This window comes from Streptomyces sp. NPDC093109 (genome assembly GCF_040701725.1).
GTDB lineage: Bacteria > Actinomycetota > Actinomycetes > Streptomycetales > Streptomycetaceae > Streptomyces.
In genome coordinates this window covers 1-16,831 of record NZ_JBFBEZ010000050.1, presented here as the reverse complement: position 1 = coordinate 16,831, position 16,831 = coordinate 1, and the positions used below count along the sequence as shown (strand labels likewise).

The window sequence follows — 16,831 nt, the reverse complement described above, 5'->3', positions numbered from 1 at the left end:
GGATCGTTCGCGCGAGAAGTCGAGAGGTGCGGGCGCGCCGGCGCTACAGACCGGACCGGTCACCCGGTTCGGACCCGTTGCCCGACTCGGATCCGCCGTTCAGCGCGGCCCGTACGAGGTCCGCCACGTCCATCGAGTCGATGGACTCGTCGGACACGCCTGCCTCGTCCTCTCCCGCCAGCCGGAACAACTGTTCGAGCACACCGCTCTCCCGCAGCCGGTCGAGCGGTACGGAGGCGAGCAGCGCACGGATCTCCGCCTCTTCGCCGTCGGCACCGGCGTTCGGAGCCCCGCCGGAAGCCCCACCGGAAGCCCCACCGGGGTCCTCGTCGGGGACGAGCAGACGCAAGATGTGTGCGCCGAGGGCCGCCGGGGTGGGGTGGTCGAAAACAAGGGTCGCGGAGAGCCTCAGCCCGGTGGCGGTGTTGAGCTGGTTGCGCAGTTCGACGGCGCCGAGGGAGTCCACACCGAGATCGCGGAAGGACCGTTCGGCGCCGACGGCCTCGGTGGACGGGTGGCCGAGCACCTGAGCCGCGCGGGTACGGACCAGTTCCACGGCCTCGTCCAGGCGGCGGTGCGCCGACAGGGCGGCGAGCCGGTCGCGCAGGGTGCCCCCGGCCGTACCGGCGCCGGCCGCCGCCGCTGCCGCCTCCGCCGCCTCCGCCGAGGCGATCAGCTCGCGGTAGCCGGGGAAGTCGCGCAGCAGGGCGCCGGCCCCGCCGGACCCGAAGGCACCGCCGGCGCTCACGAAGCGGTCGAGGTCGACCCCCGCGACGACGGCGGTGGGCTCCGGTTCCATGACCAGCCGCAGCAGTGTGTCGCAGGCCGCCGCCGGATCCATGGCGTCGACCCCCGCACGGCGTGCGGCCACGTCGGCGTCCGCGCCGCCGGCCATTCCGCCACCGCCCCAGGCGCCCCAGGCGATGGAGGTGGCCGGGAGATCCTGTGCCCGGCGCCGTTCGGCGAGTGCGTCGAGAACGGCGTTGGCGGCGGCGTAGTTGGCCTGGCCGGGGTTGCCGACGACTCCGGAGGCGGAGGAGAACAGGACGAACGCGGTCAGCTCGCAGCCGCGGGTGAGTTCGTCGAGCACCAGCGCCGAGGTGACCTTCGCACGGAAGACGGCTTCGAAGCGGTCCGGGGTGAGCCGGTCCAGTACGCCGTCGTCCAGCACACCGGCGGCGTGCACCACCCCCGTCAGCGGGTGTGCGGCGGGCAGTGCGGCCAGTACGGCGGCGACCGCGTCGCGGTCGGCGGCGTCGCAGGCGGTGACGGTGACGGCCGTACCGAGCGCTTCGAGTTCGGCGCGCAGCCGTTCGGCGCCGGGGGCGTCGGGACCGCGCCGGCCGAGCAGCACCAGGTGCCGTACGCCGTCCTCGGCGAGCCTGCGGGCGACACGGGCGCCGAGTGCGCCGGTGCCGCCGGTGATCAGTACGGTGCCCGCCGGGTCCCAGATCCGCTCCGGGTGCGTACCGGGCGCCGGCACGAGCCGTCGGGCGAGAACAGCGGAGGCTCGTACGGCAATCTGGTCCTCGCCGTCGTGGCCCGCCAGCGCTCCGGCGAACGCGGCGGCGGTCCGGCCGTCGAGTGTGCCGGGCAGGTCCACGAGACCGCCCCAGCGCTCCGGGTACTCCAGCGCGGCGACCCGGCCGAGCCCCCAGACGGCCGCCTGGAGCGGATGGCTCGGCTCCTCCGTCCGGCGGACGGACACGGCACCCCGGGTGACACACCACAGGGGTGCGCCGATCCCGGCGTCGCCGAGTGCCTGAAGGAGTACGGCGGTGAGCGCCACGCCCTCGGGGGCGCTGCCGCCGCCCGTGGTGTCGCGCAGGGCGAGGAGGGAGACGACACCGGCGAAGGCGCGGGAGCCGAGGGCCCGCAGCGCGTCGGTGAGCGCCGTTCGGTCGGGCGCGCCGACGGGCAGCCGTACGACATCGGTCCCCAGCGCGTCGAGTGCGGTGTGCGTCCACGTGTCGTCGGCCCGCTCCTCGGGCACAACGGCCAGCCACGTACCGGCCGGTGGCCTGCGGTCGGCGGTGGCGGATCCGGAGAGCGGCTTCCACACGACGCGGTGGCGCCAGCTGTCACGCAGGGACGCGTCGTCGCGCCGCTTGCGCCAGTCCAGCAGCGCGGGCAGCACCTTCGACAGGGTGTCGCCCTCGATGTCCAGTGCCGTTTCGAGCGAGGTGAAGTCCTCGCGCGCGACCGCGTCCCAGAAGGCGCGGTCCGTCGCGTTGTGGGTGCCGGTGTAGGGCGTGGTGTCGGGTGCGGCACCCGGTGCGGTGTCGGGCCAGAACCGGGCGCGCTGGAAGGCGTACGTCGGCAGGTCGACCCACCGGGCGCCGGTGCCCGCGAAGAAGGCCGGCCAGTCGATCCGTACGCCGTGGACGTGCAGCCGGGCGAGCGCGGCGACCAGGGTGGTCTCCTCGCCGCGCCCCTTGCGCAGCAGCGGTACGGCCACGGCCGCCGTCGCGGTCTCCTGGGCGAGAGCGGCGAGCGCGCCGTCGGGGCCCAGTTCCAGGAAGGTGGCCACGCCGAGGCCGGTCAGGGTGCGTACCCCGGCGGCGAAGCGGACCGTCTCGCGGGCGTGCCGTACCCAGTACGCGGCGGAGCAGAGCTCGTCGGCGCCGGCCTGCTCCCCGGTGAGGGTGGACACCACCGGGATACGGGGAGCGTGGTAGGTCAACTCCGCCGCCACCGAACGGAATTCGTCGAGCATGGGGTCCATCGCCGCCGAGTGGAAGGCATGCGAGACCCGAAGCCGAGTGGTCCGGTGACCGGCCGCCGACAGCCGCCCGGCCACCTCCATCACAGCTTCCTCGCCGCCCGAAACCACCACGGACGCAGGCCCGTTGACCGCCGCCACCGACACACCGGCGCACAGCAGCGGCCGTACATCCTCCTCCGTCGCCCTTACGGCCACCATCGCACCCCCGACGGGCAGCGCCGCCATCAACGAAGCACGCGCGGCGACCAGCCGACAGGCATCCTCCAACGACAACACACCCGCCACATGCGCGGCAGCCACCTCACCCACCGAATGCCCCACCACAAAATCAGGTACCACACCCCACGACTCCACCAGCCGATACAACGCCACCTCAACCGCGAACAGCGCGGGCTGCGCCATCCCCGTGCCGTTCAGCACCTCGGCGTCGTCACCCCACATCACCTCGCGCATCGGCCGCTCCAACCCGCCATCGAACACCGCGAGTACGTCGTCCAGCGCCCCCGCGAACACCGGGAACCGCCCGTACAACTCCCGCCCCATCCCCAACCGCTGCGCGCCCTGCCCGGAGAAGAGGAAGGCGAGCTTGCCGACCCGCCGCACCTCGTTCTCGGCCACTTCGGAGTGGCCGACGCCGTCGGCGAGCGCCGTGAGGCCGTCCAGCAGGACATCGCGCGCGCCGGCCGTCACCACGGCGCGGTGCTCGAAGGCGGTACGGGTGGTGGCGAGGGCGTGTGCGAGGTCGGTCAGCGCGAGGTCCGGCCGGTCCTTCGCGTATCCGAGCAGCCGGCGGGCCTGCGCGCGCAGGGCGTCCCGCGACCGGCCGGAGAGCAGGACGGGCAGGGGCCCGGCCGCCTGTACGGGCGTCCTGGGCGCCGGTACGGGCGCGGCCGGCGGCGGCGCCTGTTCCAGGATGGCGTGGGCGTTCGTACCGCTGGCACCGAACGAGGAGACGGCGGCACGGCGCGGGCGGCCCTGGTCCGGCCAGTCGGCGGGCTCGGCGAGCAGCCGGAGGGCGCCGGCCGTCCAGTCGACATGTGTGGAGGGATTGTCCGCGTACAGGGACCTGGGCAGGGTGCCGTGGCGCAGCGCCATGACCATCTTGATGACGCCCGCGACCCCCGAAGCGGCCTGCGTGTGACCGATGTTGGTCTTCAGCGAGCCGATCAGCACCGGGCGCTCCGGGTCCCGGTCCCGGCCGTAGGTCGCCAGCAGGGCCCCTGCCTCGATCGGGTCACCGAGCCGGGTGCCGGTGCCGTGTGCCTCCACGGCGTCGATGTCGGCGGGCGACAGTCCTGAGTTGGCGAGCGCCTGCCGGATGACGCGCTGCTGCGCGGGACCGCTGGGGGCGGTCAGTCCGTTGGAGGCGCCGTCCTGGTTGATGGCCGAGCCGCGCAGGACCGCCAGCACCTGATGGCCGTTGCGGCGGGCGTCGGAGAGCCGTTCGACGACGAGCATGCCGACGCCCTCCGCCCAGCCGGTGCCGTCCGCCTCGTCGGAGAACGCCTTGCAGCGGCCGTCGGGCGAGAGTGCGCCCTGGGCGCTGAACTCGACGAAGCCCACCGGGGTGGCCATCACGGTCACACCGCCGGCCAGCGCGATCGGGCATTCGCCGCCGCGCACCGCCTGTGCGGCCAGATGCAGGGCGACCAGGGACGACGAGCAGGCGGTGTCGACGGAGACCGTGGGTCCCTGGAGACCGAGGGAGTAGGCCGTCCGACCAGAGAGCAGGCTCGCGGACTGGGCGGTCTCCCACTGTCCGGTCTCGGCGGGCGGCCGGTAGTCGCCGCTGCCGCCGCCCACGTACACCCCGGCCGTGCTGCCGCGCAGGGTCGCCGCGTCGATGCCCGCCCGTTCCAGCGCCTCCCACGCCGTCTCCAGCACGAGGCGCTGCTGCGGGTCCATCACGAGGGCTTCGCGCGGGGAGATCCCGAACAGGGCCGGGTCGAAGTCGGCCGCGTCGCGCAGGAAGCCGCCGTGGCCGGTGACACTGCGGCCCCGGCCGCCCTCCGGCGGGCCGCCGAGGAGGGTGTCGAGGTCCCAGCCACGGTCGGTGGGGAACTCCCCCACTGCGTCGGTGCCGTCGGTGACGAGCTGCCACAGGTCCTCGGGGGAGGTCACGCCACCGGGGTAACGGCAGGCCATGCCGACGATGACGACCGGGTCGTCACTGCCTGCCGCCGCCGGAGCCGGGAGTGTGGATGACGCCACGGCGTCGGCCGCCGGGGCGTCTCCGAGGAGCGATGTCCGCAGCCACGCGGCGAGTTCGGAGGGCGTCGGACGGTCGAAGACCAGGGTGGCGGGCAGGCTCAGCCCCGTCTCGGCGGCGAGCTGGTCGCGGAGGTCGACGGCGGTCAGCGAGTCGAAGCCGAGGTCACGGAAGGGCAGGTCGGGCTCGATGGCCCCGCCGTCCGGGAGCCCCAGCACGGTGGCGGCCCTCTCGATGACCAGCGCGAGGAGGGTGCTCGTGTGCGCCGACTCGGGCAGTTCGCACAGCCGCCGCCGGTAGCCGCCGGCCGCCGAGTCCCGTTCGGCGCGGTCGTGTTCGGCCGTCTCGATGGCCCGCCGGGCCTCCGGGAGACGGTCGAGCAGCGGGCTCGGGCGGGTCCCGGTGAAGGCGGGCGTGAAGGTCTCCCAGCGGACGTCGGCCACGGTGACGGCGGGTTCGCCGGAGGCGACGGCACGGCCGAGCGCGGCGAGCGCCGCGTCCGGGTCGAGCGGGGGCAGGCCGCTCAGCCGCAGGTGGGCAGCAAGCGCGCGGTCCACCCCGCCCTCCCAGGCTCCCCAGGAGACGGCGAGCGCGGGCGCGCCCCTGCCGCGCCGGATCCGGGCGAGGGCGTCGAGGTACGCGCCGGTCGCGGCCTCCTCGTACCGGCCGCGTACGCCCCAGACCCCGGCGATCGAACCGAAGAGGACGAAGGCGTCGAGCGGCCGGTCCCCGAGGACGGCGTCGAGCGCAGCGGCCACGGCCTCCGCACCTGACCCAATGCCTGTGCCGGTACCGGTGCCGGTACCGGTGCCGGTGCCTGTGTCAGTCCCGGGCAACTCCGCGTGGACGACAGCGGTGAGCGGGGCCTCCGGCATGGCTCCGTCGACCGTGGCGAGCAGCTCTGTCAGCTCCGCGCGGTCCGCCGCGTCGCAGCGTACGAGGGTGACGGTCACGCCGAGCCGTTCCACTTCGGCGACGAGGGCCTCGGCACCTGCGAGGTCCGACTCATGACGGCCCGTCAGCACAAGATGCCGGGCGCCCTCGTGGGCCAGTCGGCGGGCGACTGCACTGCCCATGGCCCCCGTTCCGCCGATGACGAGCACCGTGCCGGTGGGCCGCCAGGTGTCGCCGGTGGGAGCCGCCACCCGGACCAGGCGACGGCCGAAGGTGCCGGCGGCGCGGACCGCCATCTGGTCCTCGGCGTCGGGCCGCGCCAGCGCCGCGGCAAAGGCCGCGCCGGTACGGTCGTCCCATGCCCCGGGCAGATCGATCAACCCGCCCCAGCGTTCGGGGTGTTCGAGCGCGGCGACCCGGCCCCGGCCCCACACGCCGGCCTGCCCGGCGCCGATCGGCGGCTCGGCGGGAGCGGACGAGACGGCGCCGCGCGTGACGCACCACAGCGGCGCGTCGTCGATACCCGCCTCGGCGAGCGCGCCGAGCAGCGTCTCGGGTCGCGCGAGGTCCGGCAGCGGTTGCCCGTCGCCGGGGCCGTCGGTGTGCGCGGCGAGCAGCGACACCACCCCGGCCGGTCCGGACGCCCCGTCGCCGCCGCGGACGGCCGTCAGCCGCTCCACCAGTCCGGCCCGGTCGGTGGGGTCGGTGGTCACCCGTACGGTGTCCGGGCCCAGCGCGGTGACGGCGGCGGTCAGCCAGGGCGCGTCGGCTCCGGCCGGGGTGATCACGAGCCAGGGACCAACTGAAGTATCCCTCTCTACCTGCGTGTTGAGTTCCGGAAGCGGTACCCAGGTCTCCCGGTAGTGCCACGCCTGCCCGGCGGCCCGCTGGTCGGCGCGGCGGCGCCACGCGGAGAGCGCGGGCACCATCGACGCGACGGTCTCACCGTCCAGGTCGAGCGACGCGGCCAGCCCGGTGACGTCATCGCGTTCCACCGCCGCCCAGAACTGGGCGTCGCCCCCGTCGGGGGCACCGGCCGGGGCCGCCGGGGCGGCGGGCTCGGGCCAGTAGCGCTCGCGCTGGAAGGCATAGGTGGGCAGTTCGACGCGGCGCGCGCCGGTGCCCGCGAAGAACGCCGTCCAGCGCGGCGACACACCGTGGGTGTGCAGCGTGGCCAGCGCGCCCGCGATGGCCGCCTCCTCACCCTGGCCCCGCCGGAGCAGCGGCACGACCAGCGGCGCGGCTCCTTCATCTGCCTCCGCACCCGTACCTGTGCCGGTGCCTGTGCCTGTGTGGTCCAGGCTCTGCTGTGCCATGGCCGACAGCACCCCGTCGGGCCCCAGCTCCACATACGCCGAGACGCCCGCGTCACGCAGCGCGCGTACCGCGGCGGCGAAGCGCACGGGCTGCCGGGCCCCCCGTACCCAGTACGACGGCGAGCACAGCTCCGCCGCGGTGGCTCGGGCGCCGGTCACCGTGGAGATCAGCGGGATGCGCGCCTCGTGGTAGGTGAGTGTGCCGGCGACGCGGGCGAACTCCGCGAGCATCGGGTCCATCAGCGGTGAGTGGAAGGCGTGCGAAACCCGCAGCCGGCTCGTCCGCCGCCCTTCGGCGGCCAGCCGCTCGGTGACCGCGCGCACGGCGTCCTCCGCACCCGAAATCACCACCGAATCGGGTCCGTTGACGGCCGCGAGCGCGACATGCTCACCGAGCAGCGGTGTGATCTCGTCCTCGGTGGCCTGTACGGCGGCCATCGCGCCGCCGGCCGGGAGGGCCTGCATCAGGGTGGCGCGCGCGGCGACCAGTCTGCACGCGTCGGCCAGTGGGAGGACGCCCGCCGCGTGGGCGGCGGCGATCTCCCCGATGGAGTGGCCCGCGACGAAGTCGGGAGTGATCCCCCATGACTCCATCAGCCGGTGGAGCGCGACCTCGACGGCGAAGAGCGCGGGCTGGGTGCGGCCCGTCGCGTCCAGCGTCCCGGCGGCGGCGCTGCCGGGATCGGCGAACAGCGCTTCGCGCAGCGGGAATTCGAGTTCCGTGTCGAGATGGGCGAGCACCTCGTCCAGCGCTTCCGCGAAGACGGGGAACCGCGCGTACAGCTCCCGTCCCATCGCGGCCCGCTGACTGCCCTGTCCGGAGAAGAGGAAGGCGGTGGTGGCCGAGGTACGGGCGGCGACCGCTCGCGCGGCCTCCCGTACCCCGTCGGGGCCGACCAGCAGTACCGCCCGATGGGCGAAGACCGTACGGTCCGTGGCCAGCGAGCGGCCGATGTCGAGGGCGGCCGGCGCGTCTGCTCGGGCGGCGAAGGCCGTGAGCCGCTCGATCTGTGCCCGGAGCGCCTCAGGGGTCCGGCCCGAGACGGTCCACGGCACAACGGCCATATCCACCGGGGGCGTTGCCGTGTCCGCACGGGCTACGCCGGCGTCCGGTGACTGCTCGACGATGACATGCGCGTTCGTACCGCTCACTCCGAACGCCGAGACGCCTGCCCGGCGCGGCCGGCCGGTCTCGGGCCAGGGCGCCGCCTCGCGCAGCAGCTCCACGGCGCCGGCGGACCAGTCGACATGCGTGGACGGGGTGTCGATGTGCAGGGTCTTCGGCAGGGTGCCGCGGTCCATGGCGAGCAGCATCTTGATGACGCCCGCGACGCCCGCCGCGGCCTGTGTGTGGCCGAGGTTGGACTTCACCGTGCCGAGCAGCAGCGGCCGTTCGCGCTCCGCGCCGCCGTACGTGGTGAGCAGGGCGTGGGCCTCGATCGGGTCGCCGAGGGTGGTGCCGGTGCCATGGGCCTCGACGGCGTCGATGTCACCGGCGGTGAGTCCGGCGTCGGCGAGCGCCCGGCGGATGACGCGCTGCTGGGAGGGGCCGTTGGGGGCGGTGAGGCCGTTGGACGCGCCGTCCTGGTTGACGGCGGTGGCGCGGATGACACCGAGCACCCGGTGTCCGGCGCGTACGGCGGCGGAGAGCCGTTCCAGCACCAGGATGCCGACGCCCTCGGACCAGGCGGTGCCGTCGGCGCCGTCCGCGAAGGCCTTGCACCGGCCGTCGGGGGCGAGGCCGCCCTGCCGGGAGAACTCCACGAACGAGTCGGGGCTCGACATGACGGACACACCGCCCGCGAGGACGAGTGAGCACTCCCCCGAACGCAGCGCCTTCGCCGCCCAGTCGAGCGCGACCAGCGAGGAGGAGCAGGCGGTGTCGACGGTGACGGCGGGGCCTTCGAGCCCGAGCGCGTAGGAGAGCCGGCCCGACAGCACACTGGCGGTGTTGCCGGTGGCCACATAGCCGCGCACATCGGCGTCGGATCCGCGCAGGAGCGTCGGGTAGTCCTGGCCGTTGGTGCCGACGAACACCCCGGTGGGGGTGCCGCGCAGGCCGGCCGGGTCGATCCCGGCGCGCTCCAGCGCCTCCCAGGCCGTCTCCAGCAGCAGCCGCTGCTGGGGGTCCATGGCCAGTGCCTCGCGTGGCGAGATGCCGAAGAAGCGGGCGTCGAAGTCGGCCACTCCGGTGAGGAATCCGCCTTCGAGGGTGTCCGAGGCGCCGGCGCCGAGCGCGCCGAGGTCCCAGCCCCTGTCGGTGGGGAAGGGGGTGATGCCGTCCCCACCCGCCGCGAGCAGCCGCCACAGGTCCTCGGGCGAGGAGACCCCGCCGGGGAAGCGGCAGCCGATGCCGACAACGGCGATCGGATCGTCGTCCGGCGCCCGACCGGCCTGCTTCGTGGGGGAGTTGGCGGCGGCGGACAGGTCCTCGGGCAGCGTGTCCGTCAGTTCGGTCAGCAGGAAGTCCGCCATGGCGCGCGGGGTCGGGAAGTCGTAGACCAGGGAGGCGGGCAGCCGCAGGCCGGTGAGGGCGGCGAGGGTGTTGCGCAGTTCGAGGGTGGTCAGGGAGTCGAAGCCGAGGTCGCGAAAGGCCCGGTCGTCGTCGATGTCGCGGACGTCGGTGTGGCCGAGGACGGCGCCGATCTGTGCGCGCAGCAGGTCGCGCACATAGGGGCCGCGCTCGTTCGCCGGCAGTTCCGCGAGCCGCCGCCGCGGCTCCGGTTCACCGGACGGGGTGCCTACGGACATGCCGGGCCCCGCACCCGCCATCGCCCGCCGTACCTCGGGCAGTTCGGCGACGAACGGCAGGGGCCGGGTCGCGGCGAACGCGCGCAGGAAGCGCGGCCAGTCGAGGTCGGCGATCGCCAGGGTGGTGTCGTCGAGTTCGACCGCCCGCAGCAGCGCGCGGACGGCCGCGGCGGGTTCGAGCGGTGTGAAGCCGCCGCGCCGTACACGGCTCTCGATCTCCGCCGTCCCGGCGACCATTCCCGAGCCCGCCCAGGGACCCCAGGCGACGGAGAGGGCGGTTCGGCCCTGCGCGCGCCGGTGCTCGGCCAGCGCGTCCACGTATGCGTTGGCAGCGGCGTAGTTGCCCTGTCCGGCGGCGCCGAAGGTTCCGGCGGTCGAGGAGAAGAGTACGAACGCCGACAGGTCGAGTCCGGCGGTCAGTTCGTGCAGATGGCGCGCGGCCACGGTCTTGGCGCGCAGTACGGCGGTGAAGCCGTCCGGGGTGAGCGCGTCCACCACCCGGTCCTCGACCACACCGGCCGCGTGGATCACGGCGGCCAGCGGCGCGTCCTCGGGGACTGCGGCGAGTACGGCGGCGAGCGCGTCGCGGTCCGCGAGGTCACAGGCGGCAAGGGTGACGCGGGCGCCGAGTGCGGTGAGTTCGGCGCGCAGCGCGGCGGCGCCGGGGGTGTGTTCGCCGCGCCGTCCGACGAGCAGCAGATGGCGGGCTCCCGCGGCGGCGAGTGCGCGGGCGACATGTCCGCCGAGGCCACCGAGACCGCCGGTGATGAGTACGGTGCCGGCCGCCGGGGCCAGGGCGTGCTGCGAACCTCCCGCCTGCCTGGCGGCGGAGGCCGCGGGGCCCCGGGTGAGGCGGCGCACGAAGACGCCGGAGGCGCGTACGGCCACCGCGTCCTCGCCGTCGGCGGCGGCCAGGACACCCCGCAGCCGACGGGCGGCGTGGGCGTCGATCACGTCCGGCAGGTCGACCGATCCGCCCCAGAGGCCCGGCTGTTCGAGCGCGAGCGAACGGCCGAGCCCCCAGACGGCGGCTTGGTCGAGCGCGGTCACATGCTCGGAGCGGCCGATGGCCACGGCGCCCCGGGTGATGTTCCACAGCGGCGCCTCGACACCGGCGTCGCCCAGTGCCTGGGCGGCGGCGGTGGTCAGGGTGAGCGCGGCGGGGACATCGGGGGTGCCGGGCTCCGCGACGAGGGAGAGGAGGGACAGCACACCTACGAACGGGCTTTCACCGGCGGTGAGTTCGGCCAGCCGTGCGGCGATGTCCGTCCGGTCAGGGGCGGTGACCGTGAGGGTCACGGTGACCGTGGCGAGGCCGTCGAGTGCGGCGACGGCCTCGGCGGACCAGGCAGGGTCCTGGGTACGGTCCGGTGCCAGCACGAGCCAGCGCCCGGCGGACGCACCCCGCGCGCCGGCCACGGCGGGTACGCCCGTCACGCCTGATGCGCCCGGCCCGGTGGCGGCCGAACGCGGCAGCCACACAACCCGGTAGCGCCGGCTGTCGAGGGCGGACTCCTCGCCCCTGCGCCGGCGCCACGCCGTGAGCGCGGGGACCATGGCGCCGATCGTGGTGTCGTCCAGTCCGAGCGACGCGGCCAGCTCGGTGACGTCGTCGCGTTCGACCGCCGCCCAGAACTCGGCGTCCGCTCCGTCGGTCACCGCGCCGCGCCCCGCGGTCTCCGTCGGCTCCGGGGCCTCGGGCCAGTACCGGCGGCGCTGGAAGGCGTACGTCGGCAGCTCGACCCGGCGCGCACCCCCGCCCGCGAAGTACGCCGGCCAGTCCACCCGTACGCCATGGGTGTGCGCGCCCGCCAACGCCGCTGTCAGCGCGCGAACTTCGGGCCGGTCGCCGCGCAGCGCCGGGAGCAGCGCGCCGTACGCTCCCTCGGCCAGGATCTCGCGGACCAGCCCGCAGAGCACACCGTCGGGGCCCAGTTCCAGGAACGTACGGACCCCGGCGGACCCCGCCAGCCAGCCGACGCCGTCGGCGAAACGGACCGCCTCGCGGACGTGCCGTACCCAGTACTCGGGCGAGCACAACGCGTCGGCCGGAGCGAGGGTGCCGGTCACGTTCGAGACGACGGGGATCACCGGCGGGTGGTAGGTGAGGGAGCGCGCGACGGCGGCGAAGTCGTCGAGCATGGCGTCCATCAGCGGCGAGTGGAAGGCGTGGCTCACCCGCAGCCTGGTGGTCTTCCGGCCGTCGGCGGCGATCCGCGCGGCGACGGCGAGGACCGCCTCCTCGGCTCCGGCGATCACCACGGAGGCCGGGCCGTTGACGGCCGCGACGGAGACCTGGTCCGCGACGCCGGTGAGCAGCGGGCGCACCTCGTCCTCGGCGGCCTGGACGGCGATCATCGCGCCTCCCCCGGGCAGCGCCTGCATCAGCCGTCCGCGCGCCGCCACCAGGGCACACGCGTCGTCGAGCGACAGCACACCGGCGACGTGCGCGGCGGCGAGTTCGCCGATGGAGTGCCCGGCGAGGTAGTCCGGTGTGACGCCCCAGGACTCGAAGAGCCGGTACAGCGCCACTTCGACGGCGAAGAGCGCGGGCTGCGCGTACCCGGTCCGGTCCAGCAGGGCGGCCTCCGGGGAGCCCTCGGCCGCGAACACGATGTCGCGGAGCGACCGGTCCGAACCCTCCCAGCCTTCCGAACCACCCGTCCCGGTCGGCCCGCCCGGCCTGGCCGCCTCGTGCGACCCGCTGTCGAACCGTGCCAGTACGGCGTCCAGAGCGTCGGCGTAGACGGGGAAGGCCTCGTACAACTCATGCCCCATGCCGGGGCGTTGGCTGCCCTGTCCACTGAACAGGAACGCGGTACGGCCGGCTCCCGTACCCCCGGTTCCGCCCGGTGCCGGGACGGCGTGGATCACCCCGGGTCCCGGCAGCCCGTCGCGCAGCGCCAGCAGCCCGCGCAGCAGCTCGTCGCGCTCCCCGGCGACGACGGCGGCCCGGTGCTCCAGACTCGCGCGGGAGGTGGCGAGTGAGAAGGCCAGATCGGGGAGGACGGCGTCGGGGCGCTCCGCCAGGAGATCCAGCAGCCGGCCGGCCTGGGCGCGCAGCGCGGCCCCGCTCCTGGCCGACACCAGCAGGGGTACGATGCCGGGCCGGTCCGCGGGACCGGCCGACTGCCCGGAGCCGGGCTGCTCGGCGGGCTCCCCTGCGGGTTCCTCGGCGGGGGCCTGTTCGAGGATGGTGTGCACGTTGGTGCCGCTGAGGCCGAAGGACGAGACGGCGCCGCGCCGGGGCCGGCCGGTCTCGGGCCACACGGTCCGCTCGGTCAGCAGGTCGATGGCGCCCGACGCCCAGTCCACGTGCGAGGACGGAGCGTCGATGTGCAGGGTCTTCGGTGCGATGCCGTGCCGCAGCGCGTGGACCATCTTGATGACACTGGCGACGCCGGAGGCCATCTGGGTGTGGCCGATGTTGGTCTTGACCGAGCCGAGCAGCAGTGGCTGTGCCGGATCGCGGTCCTGTCCGTACGTGCTGAGCAGGGCCTGTGCCTCGATCGGGTCGCCGAGGGCGGTGCCGGTGCCGTGCCCCTCGATGACGTCGACATCGCGGGTGCGGAGTCCGGCGTTGGCCAGGGCCTGGCGGATGACACGTTGCTGGGAGGGGCCGTTGGGGGCGGTGAGGCCGTTGGACGCACCGTCCTGGTTGACGGCGGAGCCGCGTACCACCGCCAGCACCGGATGGCCGTTGCGGCGCGCGTCGGAGAGCCGCTCCAGCAGGACCAGCCCGACGCCCTCGGCCAGTGTCATCCCGTCGGCCGCCTCCGCGTACGCCTTGCAGCGGCCGTCGGCGGCGAGCGCCCGCTGCCGGCTGAAGCCCACGAAGGCGCTGGGGGTGGACATGATGCTGACCCCGCCGGCGAGCGCGAGGGAGCTCTCGCCGTCGCGCAGCGAGCGGCAGGCCAGATGCAGCGCGACGAGCGAGGAGGAGCAGGCCGTGTCGAGGGTGACAGCCGGGCCCTCGAATCCGAAGAGGTAGGAGACGCGCCCGGACAGCACACTGGAGAGTGTGCCGGTGATCATGTGACCCTCGGAGCCTTCCGCGGCGCCCGGCACACTCTGCGCGTAGTCCTGATAGCTGGCGCCGATGAAGGTGCCGGTGGGGGTGGCGCGCTGGGAGAGCGGGTCGATCCCCGCATGTTCGAAGACTTCCCAGGCGGTCTCCAGCAGCAGGCGCTGCTGCGGGTCCATCGACACGGCCTCGCGCGGCGAGATCCCGAAGAACGCCGGGTCGAAGTCCGCGACGTCGCGCAGGAATCCGCCCTGGACGGAGTACGTCCGGCCCTGCCGGTCCGGGTCCGGGTCGTAGAGCGCCTCGGCGTCCCAGTCGCGGTCGGCGGGGAAGGGAGAGATGGCGTCCCCGCCGTCGAGGACGAGCTGCCACAGCTCCTCGGGCGAGTTCACACCGCCGGGGTAGCGGCAGCTCATGCCGATGATGGCGATGGGGTCGTCGTCGGTGGTGCAGGCGGTGGCGGTGGGCGGCGCGGGGGCTGTGCCAGTGGTGGCGCCCGCGAGTCCGGTCGCCAGGAAGCCGGCCAGAGCGGCGGGGTTCGGGTAGTCGAAGACCATGGTCGTCGGCAGCGTCAGTCCGGTGACGGACGCGAGCCGGTTACGGAGGCCGACGGCGGTCAGCGAGTCGAACCCGACGTCACGGAAGGCCCGTTGGTCCGACAGCGCTTCGGCGGAGGCGAGGCCGAGGACGGCCATGGCCTCGGTACGGACCAGCTCAAGCAGCAGCCGGTCCCGCTCGGCGGGGGCCAGCGCCCGCAGCCGCGCGGCGAACTCGCCCTCCGCCACACTGCCCGCGCCGCGCTCGGCGGCCTCGGTCAGCCGCCGTACCTCGGGAACCTCGGCGAAGAGCGGCGCCGGGCGGCTCGATGTGAAGACGGGGTGGTACGTGTCCCAGTCGATGTCGGCGACGGCGACTACGGTCTCGTCGTCGTCCAGCGCACACTTCAGTCCCGCCAGCGCCAACTGCGGTTCCATGAAAGCGAGTCCGCTGCGCCGGATGTGCTGCGGGTCGACCCGGCCGAGCTGGAGGTCGTCGGCCCAGATGCCCCAGGACAGAGACATGGCGCGCAGCCCGCGGGCGCGCCGGTGAGCGGCGAGCGCGCCGAGGTAGGCGTTGCCCGCGACATAGGCGGCGTGTGCCCCGCTGCCCCAGAAGCCGGCGGTGGAGGAGTAGAGAACGAAGTCGTCGAGGTCTTGATCGTCGAGCAGTTCGTCGAGCACGTGGGCGCCTGCCACCTTGGCGTGCATGACCCGGGCGAAGGCGTCCATGGTGGTCTCGGCGAGCGGAGCCAGCTCGATGAGGGCGGCGGTGTGGATGACGGTGCGTACGGTACGGCCGTCGGCCTTGAGCCCGGCGAGCAGCTCGGCGACGGCGGCCCGGTCGGTGACATCGCAGGCCACGGCGGTCGCTTCCGCGCCCGACTCGGCGAGTTCCGCGAGGAGTTCGGCCGCGCCGGGGGCGTCGGGGCCCCGGCGGCTGATCAGCACCAGATGCCCGGCGCCCCGCGCGGCGAGCCAGCGCGCGAGATGGGGGGCGAGGGTCCCGGACCCGCCGGTGATGAGTGTGGTCCCGCGCGGGGTCCAGTCGCGGGCGGTACGGGCCCGGTCGGCGGCCCCGGCCCGGACAACGCGGCGGGCGAAGATACCGGAGGCACGGAGGGCGAGCTGGTCCTCGTCCCCGAGGGCGCCCGCGAGAGCCGACACCAGCCGTCCTGCGGCCCGCCGGTCGAGTACGCGGGGGAGGTCGATCACACCGCCGATCCGCTGCGGATGCTCCAGCGCGGCCGTCCAGCCGACCCCCGCCACCTGCGCCTGCACGGGGGCGAAGACCTCGTCGGACCGCCCGGTGGACGCCGCGCCCCGGGTCAGGAACCACAACGGCGCGGCCACCTCGGCGTCACCGAGCGCCTGCACCAGGGACACCGACAGCGCGAGACCGAGGGGCAGGTCCCGGTGGCGCGCGCCGGGCCGTTCGGCGGCGGCGAGTACGGAGACGATCCCCGCGACCTCGCCCAGCTCCGCGAGCCGTTGCCCCAGCAGGGCCGTCAGCACCTCACGGTCCACGCACTGCTCGTCCAGGACCAGCCGGGCGATGTCCGCGCCCGAGCCGTCCAGCGCCGCCACGACATCGTCGGCGGTGTTGGCATCGGCGTCCTCGGCACAGACCACGACCCAGGTGCCGGACAGCGCGGCCGGCGGGACCTTGTTGACGGGGGCCCAAGTGACGCGGTAGCGCCAGGAGTCCACGGTCGTACGGTCCGTGCGCGACCGGCGCCACGACGACAGCGCAGGCAGCACCGCCGCCACCGCCCCCTCCTCCGCACCCGCGCTCGCACCGAGCACCGACGCCAGCGCCGGAAGATCCTCACCCTCCACCGCCGCCCAGAACGCGGCGTCCTCGGGGTCGGCCGGGGCGCTCCGGTCGGGCGCCGGAGGCACGGCCCAGAGGTGCTCGTGCTGGAAGGCATACGTGGGCAGGTCCACCCGCCGAGCCCCCGTGCCTGCGAACAGACCGGCCCAGTCGACCCGTACCCCCCGGACAAATGCCTCGGCCGCCGACAGCAGGAACCGCGCCGCACCGCCCTGATCACGACGCAACGTACCCACGGCGATGCCGGGTTCGGCGATTCCGTCGATCATGTCCTGTACGGGAACGGTCAGTACCGGATGGGCGCTCACCTCGATGAACGCGCGATGCCCGGACGCCAGCAACTCCCCCACCGCATCCGCGAACCGCACCGTCTCCCGCAGATTCCGGAACCAGTACCCCGCATCCAACCCCGCCGTATCCAGCCAACCACCCGTCACCGTCGAAAAAAACGGCACCTTCGACGACCGAGGACACACCGACCCCAGCACATCCAACAACTCATCCTCAAGATCCTCCACATGAACCGAATGCGACGCATAATC

Annotated in this window: 2 pseudogenes; both read right to left on the bottom strand. The window is 74.4% G+C overall.

The window, feature by feature from the left end:
• Positions 1-43 precede the first annotated feature (43 nt).
• A pseudogene (locus AB0389_RS32640) lies at positions 44-9,457 on the bottom strand (type I polyketide synthase); the annotation flags it as partial.
• 192 nt (positions 9,458-9,649) lie between these two features.
• Positions 9,650-16,831: pseudogene (locus AB0389_RS32635) on the bottom strand (type I polyketide synthase); the annotation flags it as partial.